25 protein-coding genes are annotated in these 22,533 nt (G+C 67.8%); 17 read left to right on the plus strand and 8 right to left on the minus strand.

The window, feature by feature from the left end; translation table 11 throughout:
- Nucleotides 1-2: 2 nt before the first annotated feature.
- The 3 genes from pyrR to A9G05_RS00950 are packed head-to-tail and all read left to right on the plus strand — an operon-like array spanning nucleotide 3 to nucleotide 2,813.
- Nucleotides 3-512: a bifunctional pyr operon transcriptional regulator/uracil phosphoribosyltransferase PyrR gene (pyrR, locus tag A9G05_RS00940; protein ID WP_069559188.1), complete on the plus strand. Its 510-nt coding sequence runs from the start codon at nucleotides 3-5 to the stop codon at nucleotides 510-512.
- 25 nt (nucleotides 513-537) lie between these two features.
- Nucleotides 538-1,542: an aspartate carbamoyltransferase catalytic subunit gene (locus A9G05_RS00945; RefSeq protein ID WP_069559189.1), complete on the plus strand. Its 1,005-nt coding sequence runs from the start codon at nucleotides 538-540 to the stop codon at nucleotides 1,540-1,542.
- Nucleotides 1,542-2,813: a dihydroorotase gene (locus A9G05_RS00950; RefSeq protein ID WP_069559190.1), complete on the plus strand. Its 1,272-nt coding sequence runs from the start codon at nucleotides 1,542-1,544 to the stop codon at nucleotides 2,811-2,813. Before A9G05_RS00945 ends, A9G05_RS00950 begins: the two co-directional genes overlap by 1 nt.
- 53 nt (nucleotides 2,814-2,866) lie before the next feature.
- On the opposite strand, the gene A9G05_RS00955 is transcribed toward A9G05_RS00950, so the two are convergent.
- Entirely contained in the window at nucleotides 2,867-3,262 is a 396-nt protein-coding gene (locus A9G05_RS00955; RefSeq protein ID WP_069559191.1) for a TM2 domain-containing protein, read from the minus strand.
- Between the two features lie 106 nt (nucleotides 3,263-3,368).
- Here A9G05_RS00955 and A9G05_RS00960 point away from each other — a divergent pair, with 106 nt between their 5' ends.
- The gene (locus A9G05_RS00960; protein ID WP_069559192.1) at nucleotides 3,369-4,580 is read left to right on the plus strand and encodes a putative DNA modification/repair radical SAM protein; all 1,212 of its coding nucleotides are present in this window, start codon (nucleotides 3,369-3,371) and stop codon (nucleotides 4,578-4,580) included.
- On the plus strand, nucleotides 4,580-6,025 hold the full coding sequence (locus A9G05_RS00965; RefSeq protein WP_069559193.1) for a TIGR03915 family putative DNA repair protein: 1,446 nt from the start codon (nucleotides 4,580-4,582) through the stop codon (nucleotides 6,023-6,025). Before A9G05_RS00960 ends, A9G05_RS00965 begins: the two co-directional genes overlap by 1 nt.
- On the opposite strand, the gene A9G05_RS00970 is transcribed toward A9G05_RS00965, so the two are convergent.
- Entirely contained in the window at nucleotides 5,967-7,112 is a 1,146-nt protein-coding gene (locus A9G05_RS00970; RefSeq protein WP_044403589.1) for a PilT/PilU family type 4a pilus ATPase, read from the minus strand. The genes A9G05_RS00965 and A9G05_RS00970 overlap by 59 nt on opposite strands.
- Before the next feature lie 108 nt (nucleotides 7,113-7,220).
- Nucleotides 7,221-8,255 (minus strand): type IV pilus twitching motility protein PilT, encoded by a 1,035-nt coding sequence (gene pilT / locus A9G05_RS00975; RefSeq protein WP_069559194.1) that lies wholly within the window; start codon nucleotides 8,253-8,255, stop codon nucleotides 7,221-7,223.
- Between the two features lie 68 nt (nucleotides 8,256-8,323).
- On the opposite strand from pilT, the gene A9G05_RS00980 reads away from it, so the two are divergent.
- The 12 genes from A9G05_RS00980 to A9G05_RS01035 all read left to right on the plus strand — a co-directional run bounded on the left by A9G05_RS00980 (nucleotide 8,324) and on the right by A9G05_RS01035 (nucleotide 18,606).
- Nucleotides 8,324-9,016 (plus strand): YggS family pyridoxal phosphate-dependent enzyme, encoded by a 693-nt coding sequence (locus A9G05_RS00980; protein ID WP_069559195.1) that lies wholly within the window; start codon nucleotides 8,324-8,326, stop codon nucleotides 9,014-9,016.
- A gap of 17 nt (nucleotides 9,017-9,033) precedes the next feature.
- On the plus strand, nucleotides 9,034-9,852 hold the full coding sequence (proC, locus tag A9G05_RS00985; protein ID WP_069559196.1) for a pyrroline-5-carboxylate reductase: 819 nt from the start codon (nucleotides 9,034-9,036) through the stop codon (nucleotides 9,850-9,852).
- 2 nt (nucleotides 9,853-9,854) lie between these two features.
- Nucleotides 9,855-11,042 carry a hypothetical protein gene (locus A9G05_RS00990; RefSeq protein ID WP_069559197.1) on the plus strand — a complete coding sequence of 396 codons (1,188 nt, stop codon included), beginning with the start codon at nucleotides 9,855-9,857 and terminating at the stop codon, nucleotides 11,040-11,042.
- Nucleotides 11,043-11,133: 91 nt separating this feature from the next.
- Nucleotides 11,134-11,727 carry a YggT family protein gene (locus A9G05_RS00995; RefSeq protein ID WP_069559198.1) on the plus strand — a complete coding sequence of 198 codons (594 nt, stop codon included), beginning with the start codon at nucleotides 11,134-11,136 and terminating at the stop codon, nucleotides 11,725-11,727.
- Entirely contained in the window at nucleotides 11,727-12,023 is a 297-nt protein-coding gene (locus A9G05_RS01000) for a DUF167 domain-containing protein (protein ID WP_069559199.1), read from the plus strand. Before A9G05_RS00995 ends, A9G05_RS01000 begins: the two co-directional genes overlap by 1 nt.
- Nucleotides 12,024-12,195: 172 nt before the next feature.
- On the plus strand, nucleotides 12,196-14,166 hold the full coding sequence (locus A9G05_RS01005) for a dynamin-like GTPase family protein (RefSeq protein ID WP_069559200.1): 1,971 nt from the start codon (nucleotides 12,196-12,198) through the stop codon (nucleotides 14,164-14,166).
- Nucleotides 14,167-14,261: 95 nt separating this feature from the next.
- Nucleotides 14,262-15,401 carry a homoserine O-acetyltransferase gene (locus tag A9G05_RS01010; RefSeq protein WP_069559201.1) on the plus strand — a complete coding sequence of 380 codons (1,140 nt, stop codon included), beginning with the start codon at nucleotides 14,262-14,264 and terminating at the stop codon, nucleotides 15,399-15,401.
- Nucleotides 15,402-15,415: 14 nt separating this feature from the next.
- Nucleotides 15,416-16,036 carry a methionine biosynthesis protein MetW gene (metW, locus tag A9G05_RS01015; protein WP_069559202.1) on the plus strand — a complete coding sequence of 207 codons (621 nt, stop codon included), beginning with the start codon at nucleotides 15,416-15,418 and terminating at the stop codon, nucleotides 16,034-16,036.
- Nucleotides 16,037-16,053: 17 nt separating this feature from the next.
- Nucleotides 16,054-16,473, plus strand: a complete 420-nt coding sequence (locus tag A9G05_RS01020; protein WP_069559203.1) for a DUF4426 domain-containing protein — start codon at nucleotides 16,054-16,056, stop codon at nucleotides 16,471-16,473.
- Nucleotides 16,470-17,063 carry an RdgB/HAM1 family non-canonical purine NTP pyrophosphatase gene (rdgB, locus tag A9G05_RS01025; RefSeq protein WP_069559204.1) on the plus strand — a complete coding sequence of 198 codons (594 nt, stop codon included), beginning with the start codon at nucleotides 16,470-16,472 and terminating at the stop codon, nucleotides 17,061-17,063. Before A9G05_RS01020 ends, rdgB begins: the two co-directional genes overlap by 4 nt.
- Nucleotides 17,060-18,265 carry a radical SAM family heme chaperone HemW gene (gene hemW, locus A9G05_RS01030; RefSeq protein ID WP_083272476.1) on the plus strand — a complete coding sequence of 402 codons (1,206 nt, stop codon included), beginning with the start codon at nucleotides 17,060-17,062 and terminating at the stop codon, nucleotides 18,263-18,265. The genes rdgB and hemW overlap by 4 nt, the downstream gene beginning before the upstream one ends.
- Nucleotides 18,266-18,282: 17 nt before the next feature.
- Complete coding sequence (locus A9G05_RS01035) at nucleotides 18,283-18,606, plus strand: DUF3392 domain-containing protein (RefSeq protein WP_069559205.1); 324 nt, start codon at nucleotides 18,283-18,285, stop codon at nucleotides 18,604-18,606.
- 139 nt (nucleotides 18,607-18,745) lie between these two features.
- Here the strand turns inward: A9G05_RS01035 and A9G05_RS01040 are convergent, their stop codons facing one another.
- From A9G05_RS01040 to A9G05_RS01060, 5 genes are all read right to left on the minus strand, one after another.
- The gene (locus A9G05_RS01040) at nucleotides 18,746-20,089 is read right to left on the minus strand and encodes a DUF1329 domain-containing protein (RefSeq protein ID WP_069559206.1); all 1,344 of its coding nucleotides are present in this window, start codon (nucleotides 20,087-20,089) and stop codon (nucleotides 18,746-18,748) included.
- Nucleotides 20,090-20,273: 184 nt separating this feature from the next.
- A complete protein-coding gene (trmB, locus tag A9G05_RS01045) occupies nucleotides 20,274-20,990 on the minus strand; it encodes a tRNA (guanosine(46)-N7)-methyltransferase TrmB (RefSeq protein ID WP_044403615.1) in 717 nt (238 codons plus the stop codon).
- 8 nt (nucleotides 20,991-20,998) lie between these two features.
- Nucleotides 20,999-21,793, minus strand: a complete 795-nt coding sequence (locus A9G05_RS01050; RefSeq protein WP_069559207.1) for a thiazole synthase — start codon at nucleotides 21,791-21,793, stop codon at nucleotides 20,999-21,001.
- Between the two features lie 19 nt (nucleotides 21,794-21,812).
- Nucleotides 21,813-22,013, minus strand: a complete 201-nt coding sequence (thiS, locus tag A9G05_RS01055; RefSeq protein WP_069559208.1) for a sulfur carrier protein ThiS — start codon at nucleotides 22,011-22,013, stop codon at nucleotides 21,813-21,815.
- Between the two features lie 112 nt (nucleotides 22,014-22,125).
- Nucleotides 22,126-22,503 (minus strand): DUF423 domain-containing protein, encoded by a 378-nt coding sequence (locus A9G05_RS01060; RefSeq protein ID WP_069559209.1) that lies wholly within the window; start codon nucleotides 22,501-22,503, stop codon nucleotides 22,126-22,128.
- Nucleotides 22,504-22,533: the final 30 nt, after the last annotated feature.

Here is a 22,533-nt window from a genome sequence, read left to right on the forward strand (position 1 = left end):
CCATGACACTGCCCAACCCGGCCGAACTGCTGCCGCAGATGGCCCGCGCCCTGACCGACCACCTGGCGGCCCGGCACATCGACACACCGCGCTTCGTCGGCATCCGCACCGGCGGCGTCTGGGTCGCCCAGGCCCTGATGGAAGCCCTGGGCCGCGACGACGCCATGGGCGTGCTCGACGTCTCCTTCTACCGCGACGACTTCACCCAGAACGGCCTGCATCCCCAGGTGCAGCCGTCCGAGCTGCCCTTCGAGATCGAAGGCCAGCACCTGGTGCTGATCGACGACGTACTGATGAGCGGGCGCACCGTGCGCGCCGCCCTCAACGAACTGTTCGACTACGGCCGCCCGGCCAGCGTGACCCTGGTCTGCCTGCTGGACCTCAACGCCCGGGAGCTGCCGATCCGCCCCGACGTGGTCGGCGCCACCCTGTCCCTGGCCACCCACGAGCGGGTAAAATTGCTCGGCCCCGCGCCGCTCGCACTCGAGCGCCAGGTCCTCGCCGCCTCCTGAAAACCCGACCCCCAGGGCCCGCCCCATGCCGAACGCCAAGCGCCCGCTGCAGCTCAACGACCAGGGCCAGCTGCGCCACTTCCTCTCGCTCGACGGCCTGCCCCGTGAGCTGCTGACCGAAATCCTCGACACCGCCGACTCCTTCCTCGAAGTCGGCGCCCGCGCCGTCAAGAAGGTGCCCCTGCTGCGCGGCAAGACGGTGTGCAACGTGTTCTTCGAGAACTCCACGCGCACCCGCACCACCTTCGAGCTGGCGGCCCAGCGCCTCTCTGCGGACGTCATCAGCCTGAACGTCTCCACCTCCTCCACCAGCAAGGGTGAGACGCTGTTCGACACCCTGCGCAACCTGGAGGCCATGGCCGCCGACATGTTCGTGGTGCGCCATGCCGACTCCGGCGCCGCCCACTTCATCGCCGAGCACGTCTGCCCTGACGTCGCCATCATCAACGGCGGCGACGGGCGCCACGCGCACCCGACCCAGGGCATGCTCGACATGCTCACCATCCGCCGCCACAAGGGCAGCTTCGAAAACCTCTCGGTGGCCATCGTCGGCGACATCCTGCACTCGCGCGTCGCCCGCTCCGACATGCTCGCCCTCAAGGCCCTGGGTTGCCCGGACATCCGCGTGATCGCACCGCGCACCCTGCTGCCCATCGGCATCGAGCAGTACGGTGTCAGCGTCTACACCAACCTGGCTGAAGGGCTCAAGGACGTGGACGTGGTGATCATGCTGCGCCTGCAACGCGAGCGCATGCAGGGCGGCCTGCTGCCCAGCGAGGGCGAGTTCTACCGCCTCTACGGGCTGACCACCCAGCGCCTCAAGCTGGCCAGGCCCGACGCCATCGTCATGCACCCGGGGCCGATCAATCGCGGCGTGGAGATCGAGTCCGCCGTCGCCGACGGCAGCCACTCGGTGATCCTCAACCAGGTCACCTACGGCATCGCCATCCGCATGGCCGTACTCTCCATGGCCATGAGCGGCCAGAACACCCAACGCCAGATCAATCAGGAAGCCGAGGTGCAGAACTGATGCGTACCCACATCATCGGCGCCCGCCTCATCGACCCCGCCAGCGGCACCGACCAGATCACCGACCTGTTCCTCCAGGCCGGCAAGATCAGCGCCATCGGCCAGGCGCCGGCCGGCTTCGAGGCCGAGACCCGCATCGACGCCCAGGGCCTGGTGGCCGCCCCCGGCCTGGTGGACCTCAACGCTGCCCTGCGCGAACCCGGCTACAGCCGCAAGGGCAACGTCGACAGCGAGACCCGTGCCGCCGCCGCCGGTGGCGTGACCAGCCTGTGCTGCCCGCCGCTGACCCGCCCGGTGCTGGACACCCCCGCCGTGGCCGAACTGATCCTCGACCGCGCCCGCGAGGCCGGCCACGCCAAGGTCTTCCCCATCGGCGCCCTCACCCGCAACCTCGCCGGCGAGCAACTGGCCGAACTGGTCGCCCTGCGTGACACCGGCTGCGTCGCCTTCGGCAACGGCCTGGCCCCCATGAGCAGCAGCCGCACCCTGCGCCGCGCCATGGAGTACGCCGCCACCTTCGACCTGACCCTGGTGCTGCAACCCCAGGACGCCGACCTGGCGGAAGGCGGCCTCGCCCACGAAGGCGCCACCGCCGGCTTCCTCGGTCTGGCCGGAATTCCCGAGAGCGCCGAGACCGTGGCCCTGGCCCGTGACCTGCTGCTGGTGGAACAGAGCGGCGTGCGTGCGCACTTCAGCCAGATCACCAGCGCCCGTAGCGCAGAAATGATCGCCGAGGCCCAGGCCCGCGGCCTGCCGGTCACCGCCGATGTCGCCATGTACCAGTTGCTGCTGACCGACGACGCCCTCACCGGCTTCTCCAGCCTCTACCACGTGCAGCCGCCGCTGCGCAGCCAGGCGGACCGCGAAGGCCTGCGCCAGGCGGTGAAGAGTGGCGTGATCGGCGCCATCGCCAGCCACCACCAGCCCCACGAAGCCGACGCCAAGCTGGCGCCGTTCGCCGCCACCGAGCCCGGCATCAGCAGCGTCGAACTGCTGCTGCCGCTGGCCCTGAGCCTGGTGGAAGACGGCCTGCTGGACCTGCCCACCCTGCTGGCCCGCCTCACCGCCGGCCCGGCCCGCGCCCTGCGCTTGCCGGCAGGCCGCATCGCGGTCGGCGCCCCGGCGGACCTGGTGCTGTTCGATCCGCAGGGCCGCACCCAGGCCGGCGAGGCCTGGCACTCGCGTGGTCGCAACTGCCCGTTCATCGGCGACTCGCTGCCCGGCCGCGTCCGCTACACCCTCATGGACGGCCACCTGACCTTCCAGGGCTGAAGGCGCTGCAAACGAAAGGGGCCGTCATCGACGGCCCCTTTTGCTTTTCCGGCTCAACGCTGGGCGTTGAGCACCGAGATCTGCGTGTTCAATGTCCAGAAGTCGTAGAGCACCCCCAGCAGGAAAAACCCGCCGGTGAACAGGTAGAGGACGCCGGTGATCCATTTGCCCTGGTACATGCGGTGCACCCCGAACACACCGAGGAAGGTCAGCAGCAGCCAGGCCACCGTGTAATCGTAAGGGCCCGCACTGAAGCGCAGAGCGGCCTCGCGCTCCATGGACGGAATCAGGAACAGGTCGATGATCCAGCCGATGAAGAACAGCCCCAGGGTGAAGAACCACAGGGTGCCGGTCACCGGCCGGCCGTAATAGAAGCGGTGCGCCCCAAGGAATCCGAAGATCCACAGGAGGTAGCCGATCAGGGTGCTGTGGGTATCCGGGCGTTGCATGTGATCTCCTGATGACGGGCCGACGACCGAAGGTCGTCGACGGACTTGCGCAGGTTCCGGTCGCCGAAATACTGTATGCACATACAGTTAACTTCAGAATCCGACCATGGAACTGATCGACAAGCTAACCGTGCTGGCCGACGCCGCCAAGTACGACGTGTCCTGCGCCAGCAGCGGCGCACCCAAGCGTGGCTCCACCGGCAAGGCCGGCATCGGGTCCACCAACGGCATGGGCATCTGCCACAGTTTCACCCCCGATGGCCGCTGCGTGGCCCTGCTGAAGATCCTGCTCACCAACTTCTGCATCTACGACTGCCAGTACTGCGTCAACCGCCGCTCCAGCGATGTGCCGCGCGCCCGCTTCACCCCGGAAGAAGTGGTCCGGCTGACCCTCGACTTCTACCGGCGCAACTGCATCAGCGGGCTGTTCCTCAGCTCCGGGATCATCCGCTCCGCGGACTACACCATGGAGCAACTGGTGCGCGTGGCCCGGCTGCTGCGGGAAGAACACCACTTCCGCGGCTACATCCACCTGAAGACCATCCCCGACGCCAGCCCGGAGCTGATCGCCGAGGCCGGCCTGTACGCCGACCGCCTGAGCGTGAACATCGAGCTGCCCACCGAATCCGGGCTGGCGCGCCTGGCGCCGGAAAAGCGCGTGGCGCCGATCCGACGCGCCATGGGTCGCATCCGCCTGGGCGTGGAAGAAGCGCAGGAGGAACGGCGTGGACCCGCCTTCGCCCCGGCCGGGCAGAGCACCCAGATGATCGTCGGCGCCGACGCCACCGACGACCGCACCATCCTCGGCACCGCCCAATCGCTCTACAGCGCCTACCGGCTCAAGCGCGTCTACTACTCCGCCTTCAGCCCCATCCCCAGCGCCCCCGGCGGGCTGCCGGCCGAGCCGCCACCGCTCATGCGCGAACACCGCCTGTACCAGGCCGACTTCCTCCTGCGCGGCTATGGCTTCCGCGTCGAGGAGCTGATCAGCAGCCCCGGCAACCTGCCCCTGGATATCGACCCCAAGCTGGCCTGGGCGCTGGCCAACCGCGAACAGTTCCCCCTCGACCTCAACCGCGCCGAGCCGGCGATGATCGCCCGCGTGCCCGGCATCGGCGTGCTCAGCGCCCGGCGCCTGGCGGACCTGCGCCGCGAGCGGCGCATCCGCTACCAGGACGTGGTGCGCCTGCGCTGCGCCATGGACAAGGCCCGGCCGTTCATCATCACCCAGGATTACAGGCCCCGGCTGGCCGACCTCGAATCCACCGCCCTGCGCCGCCAGCTCGGCGACGCCCCGGCACAGATGGCGCTCTGGTGATGCACCGGCCCCGCTTCGACGGCAGCTTCGAAGGCTGGCGCAGCGAAGCCCGGCGCCTGCTGCAGGCCGGGATCGCCCCGCACCAGGTGGACTGGACGCCGGATGTCGGCCTGTTCGACAGCCTCGACCCCGCCCCGGCGGAAGCCCCAGGCGGCACAGTACGCATCCCTCGCGAACTGCCGGAGTTGCTGACCCTGGCTGCACGCTTCCACCAGCAGGACCGCTGGTCCCTGCTCTACCGGGTGCTCTGGCGGGCTGCCCGGGGTGACCGCAGCGCCATGCTGCCGGGCGACCGCGACGGCGCCGAGCTGCACCGGCGGCTCAAGGCCGTGGGGCGGGAAGCCCACCACATCCACGCCTTCCTGCGCTTCCGCCCGGGCCAGGCCCAGCGAGGCGAGCCGGACTACCTGGCCTGGATCGAACCGGCACACGAGGTGCTCGACCTCGCCGCCGAACACTTCGTCCCGCGCATGGGGCGGCACAGCTGGCTGATCGCCACGCCCGGCGGCGTGGCCTGCTTCAACGGCGAGCGCCTGGCCTACCTGCCCCCGGGGCCACCCGGCCTGCAGGCCGCCATCGAGGAGCGCGACGACCCGGATCAATCGCTGTGGCAGGCCTACTACCGCAGCACCTTCAACCCGGCCCGGCTCAACCCGAAGGTGATGCGCGGCCACATGCCCGCACGCTTCTGGCGCCACCTGCCGGAAGGGCCGCTGATCCCCGCCCTGGTCAGCGCGGCCCGCACCGGCCAGCAGCGCCTGGCCCAGGCCCCGGCGGTCGGCGCCCAGGACGGCAAGACGGTGCTGATCAGCCCACTGAAAGCCCAGCCGGTGCGCGAGGCCACCTCGGCCCTGGAACGTTGCCAGGCCTGCCCGCGCTGGCACGCTGCGACCTGTGCGGTGGCCGGGCAAGGTCCGGAAACCGCCGATGTGATGGTGCTCGGCAGCCAACCTTCCGATCAGGACGACCTGAGCGGGCAGCCCTTCAGCGACCCCACCGGCATCCGCCTGCGCGAAGCCCTGGCCAGCGCCGGGCTGGCCCGCGAACGCCTGTACTTCACCCACGCCGTGAAGCACTTCGCCTGGCACAGCCAGGGGCTGCGCAGCGAGCGCGAGGCGCTGCCGGTGACGGAAGCCGAGCTGACGGCCTGTGCCCCCTGGCTGGAGGCGGAGTTGCAGCAGCTCCGGCCACGACTGGTGATCGCCCTCGGCGACGGCGCCCGCGCGGCCCTGCGCGGTTTCATTCCGCCGCACCTGGCGGAGCACGGTGGCGAGGTGCTGGAAACGAAACAGGCGCCTTTCGGCGCCTGGATCGCGGTTCCCTGGCCTGCGGGGAACGAAACACTGGAGGCCTTGGCGCGCCGGGCGGCGCAGTGGCTGGCGCCACTCAGCGGAAACGACGGCCCGGATCGTCTTCCGAGACTTCCAGGGACAGCCCGCCACTGATGCTGGTCAGGTGCTCGCCGTCGGTCTCGGAACCGAGCTTGATCATCAGGCGCAGGTCGTTCGCCGAGTCGGCGTAGAGCAGGGCGTCTTCGTAGGTGATCTCGCCCTGGGAGTAGAGGTTGTACAGCGCCTGGTCGAAGGTCTGCATGCCCTGCTCGGTGGAGCGCTTCATCAGCGGCTTGAGCTCGTGGACCTCGCCCTTGCGGATCAGGTCGGCCACCAGCGGGGTGTTGATCAACACCTCGATCACCGCGCGGCGCCCCTTGCCATCCGGGGTCGGCACCAGTTGCTGGGCGACGATGGCCTTGAGGTTGAGGGACAGGTCCATCCACACCTGCTGCTGACGGTCGGCGGGGAAGAAGTTGATGATCCGGTCCAGCGCCTGGTTGGCGTTGTTGGCGTGCAGGGTGGCCAGGCACAGGTGGCCGGTTTCGGCGAAGGCCACGGCGTGGTCCATGGTCTCGCGGGTCCGCACCTCGCCGATGAGGATCACGTCCGGCGCCTGACGCAGGGTGTTCTTCAGGGCCACTTCGAAGGATTCGGTGTCGATCCCCACTTCACGCTGGGTGACGATGCAGCCCTGGTGCTGGTGGATGTACTCGATGGGGTCTTCGATGGAGATGATGTGGCCGGAGCTGTTCTTGTTGCGGTAGCCGATCATCGCCGCCAGAGACGTGGACTTGCCGGTGCCGGTGGCGCCAACGAAGAGCACCAGGCCGCGCTTGGTCATGGCCAGCTTCTTCAGCACCTCGGGCAGCTTGAGCTGCTCCAGGGTGGGGATGTTGGTCTCGATGCGGCGCAGCACCATGCCCACCAGATTGCGCTGGTAGAAGGCGCTGACGCGGAAACGGCCGATGCCGCGAGCACTGATGGCGAAGTTGCACTCGTGGTTCTCGGCGAAGTCGCGGCGCTGCTGCTCGTTCATCACCCCCAGCACGGTTTCACGGGTCTGCTCCGGCGACATGGGGTTCTTGGTGACCGGCATGACCTTGCCGTTGACCTTCATCGATGGCGGCACACCGGCCGTGATGAACAGGTCAGAACCGCCCTTCTCGACCATCAGGCGCAACAGTTTCTCGAATTCCATGGTCTTTCTCGCAATGTGGATGGCCAACCTGTTCGCTCGCGCACAGGCCAGTTCGGGCAGCCGCCCCGTTCAAGCAGACAGGGCGCCTGCCGGGGCGCCCTGTCGGGTCTAGAAGTTTTCCGGCGTCTTGGCCTTTTCGCGCGCGCTTTCGCGGCTGACCAGGCCCTTGGCCACCAGACCCTTCAGGCAGCTGTCCAGGGTTTGCATGCCCAGGGAGCCGCCGGTCTGGATGGCGGAATACATCTGCGCCACCTTGTCCTCGCGGATCAGGTTACGGATGGCGGGGGTACCGATCATGATCTCGTGGGCCGCCACCCGGCCGCCGCCGATCTTCTTCAGCAGGGTCTGGGAAATGACCGCCTGCAGGGACTCGGAGAGCATGGAACGCACCATCGCCTTCTCCTCGGCCGGGAACACGTCGACCACCCGGTCGATGGTCTTGGCAGCGGAGGTGGTGTGCAGCGTGCCGAATACCAGGTGGCCGGTTTCCGCGGCAGTCAGCGCCAGGCGGATGGTCTCCAGGTCGCGCATCTCACCCACCAGGATGATGTCCGGGTCTTCCCGCAGGGCCGAGCGCAGCGCCTCGTTGAAGCCGAGGGTGTCGCGGTGCACCTCACGCTGGTTGATCAGGCACTTCTTCGACTCGTGGACGAATTCGATCGGGTCTTCCACGGTCAGGATGTGGTGGTACTTGGTGCCGTTGAGGTAGTCGAGCATCGCCGCCAGGGTGGTGGACTTGCCCGAACCGGTGGGGCCGGTGACCAGCACCAGGCCGCGCGGCACGTCGGAGATCTTCTTGAAGATCTCGCCCATGCCCAGGTCCTCCATGGACAGCACCTTGGAGGGAATGGTACGGAACACGGCGCCGGCGCCGCGGTTCTGGTTGAAGGCGTTGACCCGGAAGCGGGCCACGCCGGGCACCTCGAACGAGAAGTCGGTTTCGAGGAACTCCTCGTAATCCTTGCGCTGCTTGTCGTTCATGATGTCGTAGATCAGCGCGTGCACCTGCTTGTGATCCAGAGGGGGCAGGTTGATGCGGCGAACATCGCCGTCGACGCGGATCATGGGCGGCAGCCCGGCCGAGAGATGCAGGTCCGAAGCGCCCTGCTTGGCGCTGAACGCGAGCAGCTCAGTAATATCCATGGGACTCCCCAATTCCAAGCGGTTAGAATGCCGCAGACCCACTCAGGCCGGGCTGTAGAGCGCAGGTAATGTCCACGATAGCAAAGAATATTGCAAAGGTTCGCGCGCGTATCCGTGAGGCGGCGCAAGCCTCTGGAAGGGATTCATCCACCATCGGCCTGCTGGCCGTGAGCAAGACCAAACCCGCCGACGCCATTCGCGAGGCCCACGCCGAGGGCGTGGCCGATTTTGGCGAGAACTACCTCCAGGAAGCGCTGGCCAAGCAGGCCGAACTCACCGACCTGCCGCTGACCTGGCATTTCATCGGCCCGATCCAGTCGAACAAGACCAAGCCCATCGCCGAGCACTTCCACTGGGTGCACTCGGTGGACCGGCTGAAGATCGCCGAGCGCCTCTCCGCCCAGCGCCCCGCCCACCTGCCGCCGCTGAACATCTGCCTGCAGGTCAACGTCAGCGGCGAAGCCAGCAAGTCGGGCTGCGCACCGGAGGACCTCCCAGCCCTGGCCAAGGCCGTTTCCGGCCTGCCGAACCTGCGCCTGCGCGGACTGATGGCGATTCCCGAGCCCACTGACGACGTCGCGGCCCAGCACGCCGCCTTCGCCCGCCTGCGCCAGTTGATGACCGACCTGGACCTCGCCCTCGACACCCTGTCCATGGGCATGAGCCACGACCTCGAAGCGGCGATCGCCGAAGGCGCCACCTGGGTGCGCATCGGCACCGCCCTGTTCGGCGCCCGCGACTACGGGCAGCCGGCCCCCTAATAAGGAAGGAACACGACATGAGCACTCCCCGCATTGCATTCATCGGCGCCGGCAACATGGCCGCCAGCCTGATCGGCGGCCTGCGCGCCCAGGGCGTTCCGGCCGACCACATCCGTGCCAGCGACCCCGGTGCCGAACAGCGCGCCCGCATCGCCGCCGAGCACGGCATCGAAGTGGTCGAGAACAACGCCGACGCCGTGCGCGGCGCCGATGTGGTGGTCCTGGCCACCAAGCCCCAGGTCATGAAGGCCGTGTGCGAAGCGCTGGCCCCGAGCCTGTCCGCTGGCCAACTGGTCGTGTCCATCGCCGCCGGCATCCCCTGCGCCAGCCTGGCCCGCTGGCTGGGCGTCGACAGCATCGTGCGCTGCATGCCCAACACCCCGGCCCTGCTGGGCGAAGGCGCCAGCGGCCTGTACGCCACCGCCGCCGTCAGCGACGAGCAGCGCCGCCAGGCCGAGCAACTGCTGCAAGCCGTGGGCATCGCCCTGTGGCTCAACGAGGAGAAGCAGATCGACGCCGTCACCGCCGTCTCCGGCAGTGGCCCGGCCTACTTCTTCCTGCTGATGGAAGCCATGACCGCCGCCGGCGAGAAGCTGGGCCTGAGCCCCGAAGTGGCCGCCCGGCTGACCCTGCAGACCGCCCTGGGCGCCGCGCGCATGGCCGTGGGCAGCGATGTCGGCCCGGCCGAACTGCGCCGCCGCGTCACCTCCCCCAATGGCACCACCGAGGCGGCCATCAACTCCTTCCAGGGCAACGGCTTCGAGTCCCTGGTGGAGCAGGCCCTGAGCGCCGCCGACCGCCGCTCCGCCGAACTGGCCGACCAGCTCGGGCAATGAACATGCCGCGCTCAGTCGCCTGGACGCTGGCACCCCTGCTGCTCTCGCTGGGCCTGCCAGCGCTGGCGGACACCTGCGCCCTGCAACCCGACCTGGCCCAGGCTGCACGCACCGCCTACGAGCAGGTGCAGGCCGGCCTGGACGGGCAGGACGAAGAGCTGCCCACCGACGTCTCCCCGGCCATCGCCACCGCCGTGGAGGCCCACAAGGACGCCATCACCCGCGCCCTGGATGCGCGCCTGGCGTGCAGCGGTGCCGACCTCGATGCCGACGCCCTGCAGCAGGAAATGGCCCGCGAGCTGATGCCGCCCCAGCCAGCACCGGAAGACGAGGAAACCACGGTGAGCCCCTACGCGGCGATCCGCCATGACGAGCCGGGGCTGCCGCCAATGGTGGTCATCCAGGCCGCCACTTCCATCCCCTGCGGCGGCGACATCCTGCTGCTCGGCTATGCCCGGGAAGGCGACCGCTGGGTACGCGCCCTGGAATGGCGCAGTCCGCCACTGAAGGAGCTCTCCGACGCCTACGGCGACTTCTATCAGTACGTGCGCCTGCCGGGCGGGCAGTTCGTCATCGCCCACGGCACCCCCTGGTGCACCTCGCGCTGGAGCCGGTTGGCCGTGGATGTGGTGCAGCCGCGCAATGGCGAGACCGCCCAGCGCAACCTGCACCACCTGCAGCAAGGCTACGTGCGTGACGAAACCGAACCACGCCTGAAGGCCCGGCACGACGGCTTCGAGCTGCGTGCAGAAGTCGGCAGCCTGGACGCCGACCGCATGACCCGCGCCGGCATCTACCGTTACCGCCTGGATGGCGACGCCCTGCAGCGCATCCAGCCGGCTGCCAGCAATGGCAGGGGCTTCGTCGACGAATGGCTGACGGTGGACGATGCACTGGCCAGCGACTGGAGCGACCCGGAGCAACGCCAGCAGAACCTGACCGCCCGCGAACAGCTCAGAACGCAGCGCGCTGCCGCCGGCATCACCCTGTTCTACGGCCCGGTGCGCCCCTGCAAGGACGCCGACCGCTTCCAGGTGGAGATCCAGCTGTACGACAGCAAGAAGGACCTGCACGACCTGGCCTATGCCTACGCCACCATCCTCCAGCGACCCGACGGTTTCACCCTGATGACCCTCGGCGACCATGAGGACATGCACTGCAACGGACCGGACCTGATGGCCGGACAGTGACACCCTCCATGCGCACCGGGAATCCCGATAAAGTAGCCCGCATGACCGGCACCCCCGCTGGCCGTGCGCCCACCCCCACAAGGAACGCCCAATGACCGGACTCGCCTCCGCCGCGATCTACGTGATCCAGACCCTTGGCAGCCTCTACCTGCTGGTCGTACTGCTGCGCTTCATCCTGCAGTTGGTACGGGCCGACTTCTACAACCCCCTCAGCCAGTTCGTGGTGCGGGCCACCAAGCCCCTGCTGAACCCTCTGCGCAAGATCATCCCCGGCCTCGGCGGGCTCGACCTGGCCTCCATGGTGCTGGCCGTGCTGCTGCAATGGCTGCTGATGATCGTGGTGCTGCTGCTGATGGGCGCCAACCCCCTGGGCGCGCTGCCGCAACTGCTGGTGTGGTCGGTGATCAGCATCACCTCGCTGTTCCTCAAGGTGTTCTTCTTCGCCATGATCATCAGCGTGATCCTCTCCTGGGTCTCCCCGGGCAGCTACAACCCTGGCGCCCAGTTGGTGAACCAGATCTGCGAGCCGCTGCTGGCGCCCTTCCGCAAGCTGCTGCCGAATTTGGGCGGGCTGGATATTTCGCCGATCTTCGCCTTCATTGCACTGAACCTGCTGGATCGCTTCGTCATCGGTGGCCTGGCCGCCATGACCCAGATGCCGCCGCAGCTCAGCCCCTTCCTCTGATGAGCTGGTTCCGCTGGGATGGCGAGGACCTGATCCTCGCCTGCCACCTGCAGCCCAAGGCGAGCCGCGACGAGTTCGCCGGGCTGCACGGCGACCGCCTGAAGATCCGCCTCACCGCACCGCCCATCGAAGGGCGCGCAAACGCCCACCTGATGGCCTTCCTCGCCGACGCCTTCGGCGTCGCGAAGAGCCAGGTGAGCCTGGAGGGCGGTGAACTGAACCGCCAGAAGCGCGTGCGCATCCGCACCCCGCGCACGCTGACGGCGCTGCCCGGACTGACCGCTCGGCAACCCTGACAGACCTTAAGGCGGGACTGTGAAGCCGCCCGATTGACGGCCAGCCAAGACGGCGGATAATTGCCGCACGCCCGCCCAGGCATCGGCCCGCTGTCGAGACGGCCGCACCATCGTTGTCGAGTTCCCCCCTTAGTTTCTGAACGCAGGACGCGTAAGCGGAAGGAGAGCCAGGATGAGCATGGAACGACTGAGTCAGCAGGTGGACGCCTACGTCGCCTGGAAGCGCGAGCTGATGCGGGAAATCACCCGCTACCGTAGCTGGTTGGAACACAGCCGCCTGAGCACCGCCGCCGTGCAGGACAAGCTCGAGCGCGCCCTGCGCCTGCTGCGCACCGACCACATCACCCTGGCCTTCGTCGGCGAGTTCTCCCGCGGCAAGACCGAGCTGATCAACAGCCTGTTCTTCTCCGAGTACGGCCAGCGCATGCTGCCGTCCCAGGCCGGGCGCACCACCATGTGCCCCACCGAGCTGTTCCACGACCCGCGCTCGGAACGCCCCTACATCCGCCTGCTGCCCATCGAGACCCGCACCGCCTCGGCCAGCGTCGCCCAGTTCAAGCGCATCCCCCGCCACTGGGTGAACATCCCCCTGGACACCAGCGACCCGGACAACATGGTCCAGGCCTTCACCCAGGTGGCCAAGACCAAGCCGATGCCGGTGGAGCAGGCTATCCAGCTCGGCTTCCACCCCGACACCCTGGAGCCCGCCGGCCGTCCCGGCATGGTGCTGGTGCCCGCCTGGCGACACGCCATGGTCAACTTCGACCACCCGCTGCTGCGCCAGGGCCTGCGCATCCTCGACACCCCCGGCCTGAACGCCCTGGGCGCCGAACCCGAACTCACCCTGTCCATGCTGCCCGCCGCCCAGGCGGTGATCTTCCTGCTGTCCGCCGACACCGGCGTGACCGCCAGCGACATGGACATCTGGCTGCAGCACATCCGCCAGCTGGACGACGACACCCAGACCAGCCTGTTCGCCGTGCTCAACAAGATCGACGTGCTCTGGGACGACCTGGCCGGCGAGACCTTCGTGCAGAACGCCATCCGCCAGATCCAGGACGCCACCGCCCGCCAGCTCGGCATCCGCCGCGAGGACGTGCTGCCGCTATCCGCCAAGCAGGCCCTGCTGGCCAAGGTGCGCAAGGACGACGAACTGCTCGCCCGCAGCCAGATGGCCAACCTCGAGCGCCTGCTCTGCGAACGCATCGTCGCCCAGAAGGAACGCCTGCTGGAGACCCGCGTAGTCAACCAGGTCCTGGCACTGCTGCAGAACAGCCAGCACGTGCTCAACCTGCGCCTGGAGAAGGTCCGCGAGCAGCAGGCACTGCTCAGCAACCACCAGAACGACAACGGTCAGCTGCTGTTCGAGCTGACCGCCCGCACCAAGGAGGACCACGCCAGGCACCATCGGCGGCTGCTGGGCCTGAAGACCAACCAGCGCCTGGTCAAGCGCCAGGGCGAGCTGCTGCGCGCCGCCGTGCGCCCCGAGCGTCTGGAGGAACACCTGGCGCGCGTGCGCCGCGACCTGACCGGCAGTTGGACCACCGTCGGCATCAACCAGGCCATCCTGCACTTCTTCCGCGCGGTAGAGACCGACCTGCACGCCCTCGACCACGAGGCCGACGCCGCCAACCGCATGGTCGCCGCGCTGTACCGCCGGCATAACGAGGAAAGCCCACTGCAGGGCATCGACGCACCGCAGTTCGACCTCACCCGCTATTACCGCGAACTGGGGCAACTGCGGCAGAAGGGCGATCAGTTCCGCCTGCACCTGAAGACCCTGCTCACCGAGCAGCGCCTGCTGACCCGACGCTTCTTCTCCACCCTGGTGCAGGAAGTGATCGGCCTGCACCAGCGCCTGCGCCAGGAAGTCGCCCAATGGGCCGCCGAAGCGCTGATGCCGCTGATGCAGAACACCCTGGAGCACAAGCAGCTGCTGGAAACCCACATGCTGCGTCTCAAGGCTCTTGCCCAGAACACCCAGCAGGCCCGCCAGCGCGTGCTCCAGCTCACCCGCTACGTGGACGAGCTGGAACGCCAGCTCAGCCAGGCCAACGACATGCTCCGCGCCCTGCGTCGCCCGGCGCCGATCCAGCGCCAGGGCAAGGTGGTCACCCTGCCGCGAGTGGCCCGCCAGCAGTGATCCAACCCCCTCCCGGCACGCGCAGCCGCGCGCTTGCCGGGTGCTGCAGTGCTCTTTAGACTGGCGCCCTTCCTGAAAAAAGAGCAGCGGTAGCGATGCCCACCGTCATTCCCGAAGACTCCGTCGGCCTGGTGACGCCCCAGGTGCAGCGCTTCAGCGAGCCGCTGCCCTTGGCCTGCGGCCGCACCCTGGCCGACTACGAGCTGGTCTACGAGACCTACGGCGAACTCAACGCCAGCCGCAGCAATGCGGTCCTCATCTGCCATGCACTGTCCGGCCACCACCATGCCGCCGGCTACCACAGCATGGAAGACCGCAAGCCCGGCTGGTGGGACAGCTGCATCGGCCCCGGCAAGGCCATCGACACCCGTCGCTTCTTCGTCGTCAGCCTCAACAACCTCGGCGGCTGCAACGGCTCCACCGGCCCCTCCAGCCTCAACCCGGCCACCGGCAAGCCCTATGGCGCCGACTTCCCGGTGATGACGGTGGAAGACTGGGTGCACAGCCAGGCCCGCCTCGCCGATGCCCTGGACATCACCCAATGGGCCGCAGTGGTGGGCGGCAGTCTCGGTGGCATGCAGGCGCTGCAATGGACCATCAGCTACCCGGACCGCGTCCGCCACTGCCTGGCCATCGCCTCGGCACCCAAGCTGTCGGCCCAGAACATCGCCTTCAACGAGGTGGCCCGCCAGGCCATCCTCACCGACCCGGAGTTCCACGGCGGGCACTTCCAGGAACAGGGCGTGATCCCCAAGCGCGGCCTGATGCTGGCGCGCATGGTCGGCCACATCACTTACCTCTCCGACGACGCCATGGGCGAGAAATTCGGCCGTGGCCTTAAGAGCGAGAAGCTCAACTACGACTTCCACAGCGTCGAATTCCAGGTGGAAAGCTACCTGCGCTACCAGGGCGAGGAGTTCTCCGGGCGTTTCGACGCCAACACCTACCTGCTGATGACCAAGGCGCTGGACTACTTCGACCCCGCCGCCGCCCATGGCGGCGACCTGGCGCGCACCCTGTCGGCGGCCAAGGCGAACTTCCTGGTGATGTCCTTCACCACCGACTGGCGTTTTTCCCCAGCCCGCTCGCGGGAGATCGTCGACGCCCTGACCGCTGCGCGGAAGAACGTCAGCTACCTGGAAATCGACGCGCCCCAGGGCCACGACGCCTTTCTCATACCGATCCCGCGCTATCTGCAGGCCTTCAGCGGCTACATGAACCGCATCGCCCTCTGACTAGGAAGCCCCCCGTGCGAGCCGACCTCGAAATCATCAAGGACTGGATTCCCGCCGGCAGCCGCGTGCTCGACCTGGGCTGCGGCGATGGCGACCTGCTGGCCTGGCTGCGTGACCACAAGGAGGTCACCGGCTACGGCCTGGAGATCGACCCGGACAACATCGCCCGCTGCCTGCAGAACGGCGTCAACGTCATCGAACAGGACCTGGACAAGGGCCTCGGCAACTTCGCCAGCAACAGCTTCGACGTGGTGGTGATGACCCAGGCCCTGCAGGCCGTGCACTACCCGGACAAGCTGCTGGAGGAAATGCTCCGCGTCGGCCGCGAGTGCATCATCACCTTCCCCAACTTCGGCCACTGGCGCTGCCGCTGGTACCTGGCACGCAACGGACGGATGCCGGTTTCCGACTTCCTGCCCTACACCTGGTACAACACGCCGAACATCCACTTCTGCACCTTCCACGATTTCGAAGCCCTCTGTCAGGAGCTCAAGGTTCGGGTGCTGGATCGCCTGGCCGTCGACCGTCTGCACAGGCACAATCTGCCGAGCCGCCTGTGGCCCAACCTGCTGGGCGAGATCGGCATCTATCGAGTCAGTGGCCCCGGCCTGCCTGAAAGCCGCATTGCGATCTGACCTGGAGGACCTCCACCATGCGTCGCCTCATCTTCTGCCTCTTCGCCCTTTGCCTGTCCCTGCCCGCCCTCGCGGAGCGCAAACAGACCTTCGGCGAGCTCGACGTGCACTACAGCGCCTTCAACTCCGGCTTCCTGCAGCCGGACATCGCCGCCGCAGCCGGCCTGGTGCGCAGCAAGACCCAGGGCGTGGTGAACATCGCCGTGCTCAAGACCGGCAAGCCCAGCACCGCCCAGGTCAGCGGCCAGGTCAAGGACCTGCTCGGCAAGGCCACACCCCTGACCTTCCGCCAGGTCAGCGAAGGGGGCGCCATCTACTACCTGGCGCAGTTCCCCTTCACCCAGCGCGAGATGCTCAAGTTCACCCTCACGGTGCAGCAGGGCGATGGCGCCCCGCACACCTTCACTTTCGACCAGGAATTCTTCCCAGACGAATGATGCCCTTCAAGGAACTGGTGCTGGCCAGTCACAACGCCGGCAAGCTCAAGGAACTCCAGGCCATGCTGGGTGACAGCGTGCGCGTGCGCTCCATCAGCGAGTTCAGCGACATCGAGCCCGAAGAGACCGGCCTGACCTTCGTCGAGAACGCCATCCTCAAGGCCCGCAACGCCGCGCGCGTCTCGGGCCTGCCGGCCCTGGCGGACGACTCCGGCCTGGCGGTGGACTTCCTCGGCGGCGCCCCCGGCATCTACTCCGCGCGCTACGCCGGTGGCCAAGGCGATGCTGCCAACAACGCCAAGCTGCTGGACGCCCTGAAGGACGTACCGGAAGCCGGCCGTGGTGCGCAGTTCATCTGCTCCCTGGCGCTGATGCGCCACGCCGACGACCCGCTGCCGATCCTCTGCGAGGGCCTCTGGCGCGGCAGCATCCTCTTCGAGGCGCGCGGCGAGCACGGCTTCGGCTACGACCCGCTGTTCTGGGTCGCCGAATGCAACGCCTCCGCCGCCGAACTGGCCCCGGCGGACAAGAACCGCCTGAGCCACCGCGCCCGCGCCATGGCCCTGCTCAAGCAGCGGTTGGGGATATGAAGCCAGACGCCGGAAGCCCCGCGTCGCACGCCACATCCGACGCACCGGAGCACCTGCCCCAGGGCTTCCAGCTGCCGCCCCTGGCGGCCTACGTGCACATCCCCTGGTGCGTGCGCAAATGCCCGTACTGCGACTTCAACTCCCACGCCGCCGGCCCGGAGTTGCCCGAGACGGAGTACGTCGACGCCGTGCTGGCGGACCTGGAACAGGACCTCGTCCACGTCCACGGCCGCCCGCTGACCTCGATCTTCTTCGGCGGCGGCACCCCCAGCCTGTTCAGCGCCGCAGCCCTGGGCCGGCTGCTGGAGGGCATCGAGCGCCGGGTGTCCTTCGCCCCTGACATCGAGATCACCCTGGAAGCCAACCCGGGCACCTTCGAGCAGGCCAAGTTCTCCGCCTACCGCCAGCTCGGCATCAACCGCCTGTCCATCGGCGTGCAGAGCTTCCAGGGCGACAAGCTCAAGGCCCTGGGACGCATCCACGACGGCAGCGAGGCGATCCGTGCCGCCGACATGGCGCGCAACGCCGGCTTCGACAACTTCAACCTGGACCTGATGCACGGCCTGCCGGAGCAGAGCCTGGACGACGCCCTGTACGACCTGCGCACTGCCATCGCCCAAGGGCCGACCCACCTCTCCTGGTACCAGCTGACCATGGAGCCGAACACGGTGTTCTGGTCCCAGCCGCCCCAGTTGCCGGAAGACGACCTGCTGTGGGACATCCAGGAAGCCGGCCAGGCCCTCCTGGCCGAGGCCGGCTACGCCCAGTACGAAGTGTCCGCCTACGCCCGCACGGGGCACCAGGCCCGGCACAACTTCAACTACTGGACCTTCGGCGACTTCCTCGGCATCGGCGCTGGCGCCCACGCCAAGTTGAGCAGCCCCGAGGGCCGCATCCAGCGCACCTGGAAGACCCGCCTGCCCAAGGACTACCTCGACCCGGCCAAGACCTTCCAGGCCGGCGCACGGGAGCTGGACGCCGGCGAGCTGCCCTTCGAGTTCCTGATGAACGCCCTGCGCCTCACCGACGGCGTCCCCGCCGGGCTCTACCCCCAGCGCACCGGGCTGCCCCTGGCCGACCTGGCAGCCTCACGCCGCGAAGCCGAGGCCCAGGGCCTGCTCCAGGCCGACCCCGCGCGCCTGGCGGCTACGCCCAAGGGCCAGCTTTTTCTCAACGACCTGCTGCAACGCTTCCTGCCCTGAGGGGCTAAGGACGATCGATGGACCTGATCCTGGACCTGATAGCCACCCTCTCACGCTGGAGCCGTGGCCACCTCTACGACATCTCCCTGGCCATCATGGCCACCCTGCTGGTGCTGCTTGGCCCGGGCATCAACGCCTGGATCCAGCAGCGCATCGGCGGACTCAACTTCCTCTTCCGCACCCTGCTGTTCGTCACGCTCTGCGCGCTGGGCTATGGGCTGGCGATGATCTTCCTCACGCCCTGGCTGGCCAAGGGCCTGGGCTACTTCAACAACTACACCCTGGCCCCCGTCCTGCTCCTGGTGTTCTTTCTGATCGGCGTCCTGGCTGATCGGAGCTGAGTCCATACCCTGCCTGTCAGGCAGGGTGCATCCCTTCTCACAGCACCGAACGAAGTCGGCAGCCTTTCGCCACAGGAATCAGCGGCAATAAAAAACCGCCCCGAAGGGCGGTTGGAGCGTGGCCAGGCAGGCCGGAATATCAGTTGCCTTCGCGGCGCAGGGCCTGGGGCGTGAAGTCACGCGGGCCGAGGGATGCCTTGAAGTCATACATCGGTTCGTTGTTGTCCAGGCCATCGGCGAAATAACGCGAGCCGGCGAAGTCGTAGATGGTCTCCAGGGTGCTGCCGAACATGGGGACATCGTAGTAGCTGATCGGGTGGCTTTCCTGCAGGCCGGTCAGTTTTCCGTCCTTGCCGTACAGGTCCACCGCGAGGATCTGCCAACTGTCCTCGTCGATGTAGAAGCGGCGCTTGGCATAGGGGTGGGTGAACCCCTTGCGCAGCGAGGCTTCGACGATCCAGACGCGGTGCAGCTCGTAGCGCAGCAGGTCCGGGTTGACGAACTTGGTCTTGAGAATCCGATCGTAGGGGATGCCCTTCTGATGCACGGCGTAGCTGTTGTACGGCACGAGCATTTCCTGCTTGCCCACCAGCGTCCAGTCGTAGCGTTCCGGAGCACCGTTGTAGGAGTCCACCACGTCGGCGGTGGCCATGCCGTTGGTGTCCGGCTGCAGGGTGTCGTAGGCCAGCATCGGCAGGCGGCGGACGCGACGCTCGCCCCGGTTGAAGCGCCAGGCCTTGCGGATGGACAGCACCTGGTCGAGGGTTTCCTGCACCACCAGCGCCGAGCCCGCGAGCTTGGCCGGGGCTATCACTGCGTACTTGTAATAGAAGATGGTGTTTTCCAGGTCCTTCGGAGTCACGCCGTCGCGGCCATAGACGAAGTAGATGTTGCGATCCAGCTTCAGCAGGTTGTAGCTGCCGTTGGCCAGCACCGCCGCCTGGTTGGTGACGAAATGAATCTGGTCACCTCGGTAGCGCAGGATGTGGTTCCAGATCACCTCCTGCCCGCTGGCCGGAATCGGGAACGGGATACCCGCCGCCACGCCCCGCACGCCGTTGCCGCCGGCGATCAGCTCGCCATTGAGGGCGTTGAAGCGGGTCGCGTCGTAGATGCGCTGGGGCGCGGCTGCGCTGCGGTGGGTCGGGAAGACCCGGATGGAATAGTCGGGGTAGGTTTCCACCAGCGCCTTCAGGCCGGCCGGCAGTTGCGCGGCGTACTGGCTGGCATTGCGGGCCGTGATCACGTAGCTGGGCGACTCGCCAGCGTAGGGATCGGGGTGGTGCATGCCCGGCTGATAGCTGGCGGGCGGGGTGGACAGGCCGCCGTCCCAGGCAGGAATGGAGCCCTCGGCGTTACCGGCGCGCTGGCCGCCCAGCGGCGTCAGGTCCCCTCCCAAACGCGCGGCCTGGTCGGCATCGACCTTGGCCTGGGCCTGCAGGGCGCAGCACGCCAGCAGCAGAATCGCTAACTTTCTCAACACAACCTTCTCCTCGCGGCGCTCACGAATGGCGTCGCTCTTGTTCTTGTGCCACCGCCGGCGGGGCCTGTTCAGTGTCGGATCAGGTGAGGGGTGCCGTCCTGGCGGCCGGGTGGTCCCGGTCTGTGTATGGAGTCGCTCCTGGATGCCCCGTGCTGCCAGGGCACGGGGCGGGTACTGCGGTGTATCAGTCGATGCGCTGGAACTTCAGGTCCCAGACACCGTGGCCGAGGCGCTCGCCACGACGTTCGAACTTGGTCACCGGGCGCTCTTCGGGGCGCGGCACGTAGCGGCCGTCCTCGGCGAGGTTGCGGTAGCCCGGGGCGGCGTTCATCACCTCGAGCATGTGCTCGGCGTAGTGTTCCCAGTCGGTGGCCATGTGCAGCACGCCGCCGACCTTGAGCTTGCTGCGCACCAGTTCGGCGAAGCTGGGCTGGACGATACGGCGCTTGTGATGGCGGGCCTTGTGCCACGGGTCCGGGAAGAACAGCAGGACGCGGTCGAGGCTGGCGTCGGCGACGCAGTCCCGCAGGACTTCGAGGGCATCGCAGGTGTAGACGCGGATGTTGTCGAGGTTCTGGGTCAGCATGCCGTTGAGCAGCGCGCCGACGCCGGGGCGGTGCACCTCGACGCCGATGAAGTCCTCGTCCCGCGAGGCGGCGGCCATTTCCAGGGTCGAGTGCCCCATGCCGAAGCCGATCTCGAAGGTGCGCGGCGCGCGGCGTCCGAACACCGCGTCGAAGTCCTGCAGGCCGTCGGCCAGTTCCAGGCCGAAGCGCGGCAGGCCCTGATCGAGCCCGCGCTGCTGGCCGTCGGTCATGCGGCCGGCGCGCATCACGAAGCTCTTGATGGTGCGGTGGCGTACTTCGCCGTTCTCGTTCGGCGAATCCAGCTGTTCAGTCATGGAGGTTCTCAGCGAATCAGACCATCCAGCGGCGAGGAGGCGCTGGCGTAAAGCTTGCGGGGCATGCGGCCGGCCAGGTAGGCCAGGCGGCCGGCGACGATGGCGTGCTTCATGGCCTCGCCCATCATCACCGGGTCCTGGGCGTGGGCGATGGCGCTGTTCATCAGCACCGCGTCGCAGCCCATCTCCATGGCGATGGTGGCGTCGGAGGCGGTGCCGACACCGGCGTCGACCAGCACGGGCACGCGGGTCTCCTCGAGGATGATCCGCAGGTTGTAGGGGTTGCAGATGCCGAGGCCGGAACCGATCAGGCCGGCCAGCGGCATGATGGCGATGCAACCGATCTCGGCCAGTTGGCGGGCGACGATGGGGTCGTCGCTGGTGTACACCATCACGTCAAAGCCTTCCTTGACCAGCACTTCGGCGGCCTTGAGGGTCTCGATGACGTTGGGGAACAGGGTCTTCTGGTCGGCCAGGACTTCCAGCTTCACCAGGTTGTGACCGTCGAGCAGCTCACGGGCCAGGCGGCAGGTGCGCACGGCCTCGGAGGCGTCGTAGCAGCCAGCGGTGTTCGGCAGGATGGTGTAGCGGCTGGGCGGGATCACGTCGAGCAGGTTGGGCTCGCCGGGGTTCTGGCCGATGTTGGTGCGACGCACCGCCACGGTGACGATCTCGGCGCCGGAGGCTTCGATGGCCAGACGGGTTTCGTCGAGGTCCTTGTACTTGCCGGTGCCGACCAGCAGGCGCGACTCATAGGTCCGACCTGCCAGGGTGAATGGCTTGTCGATCGGCTTCTGACTCATGTGGACTCCTTGCGGGCGGCTAGCCGCCTCCGATGGCGTGTACCACTTCCACCTGGTCACCATCGCGCAGGACGGTGGCGGCATGCTGGCTGCGCGGCACGATGTCGAGGTTGAGCTCGACCGCGACACGGCGGCCAGCCAGGTCGAGTCGGACGATCAGGTCCGCGACGGTCACGCCGTCGGGCAGTTCGTGGGATTCGCCGTTCAACTGGATGCGCATGACGGGACGGTCACAACATTGGGGGGCCCGCATTCTAGCCCCGAACCTCCGGGATGACCAAGGCTGAATAACGCCATTCGTCCTGCTTTTTGACGCCAGGGTCAGGCCTGCCTCAGCGCCCGCTGAGGCGCCACGCGGCGAGCCCCAGGCACAGCCAGCCGGCCAGGAAGGACACGCCACCGAAGGGGGTGATGATGCCCAGCTTGCCGATGCCGCTGAGGGTGAGCAGGTAGAGGCTGCCGGAGAACAGCAGGATGCCGAGGGCGAAGCAGGCGCCGGCCGCGTTCACCAGGCGCCCCGGTGCGTGGAGGCTGAGCAGGGCGACGCCGAACAGCGCCAGGGCGTGGATCAACTGGTAGTGGGTGCCGGTCTGGAACACCGCCAGGTGCTCCGGGCTCAGCCGGGCCTTGAGGCCGTGGGCAGCGAAGGCGCCGAGGGCGACGCCGGTGAAGCCGGTGAAGGCGGCGAGCAGCAGGAAAAACCGGGCCATTGGGCACTCCAGACAGGATGAGAGCGGCCG

The sequence above is a fragment of the Pseudomonas sp. ENNP23 genome (assembly GCF_001728945.1).
GTDB classification, from domain to species: domain Bacteria; phylum Pseudomonadota; class Gammaproteobacteria; order Pseudomonadales; family Pseudomonadaceae; genus Metapseudomonas; species Metapseudomonas otitidis.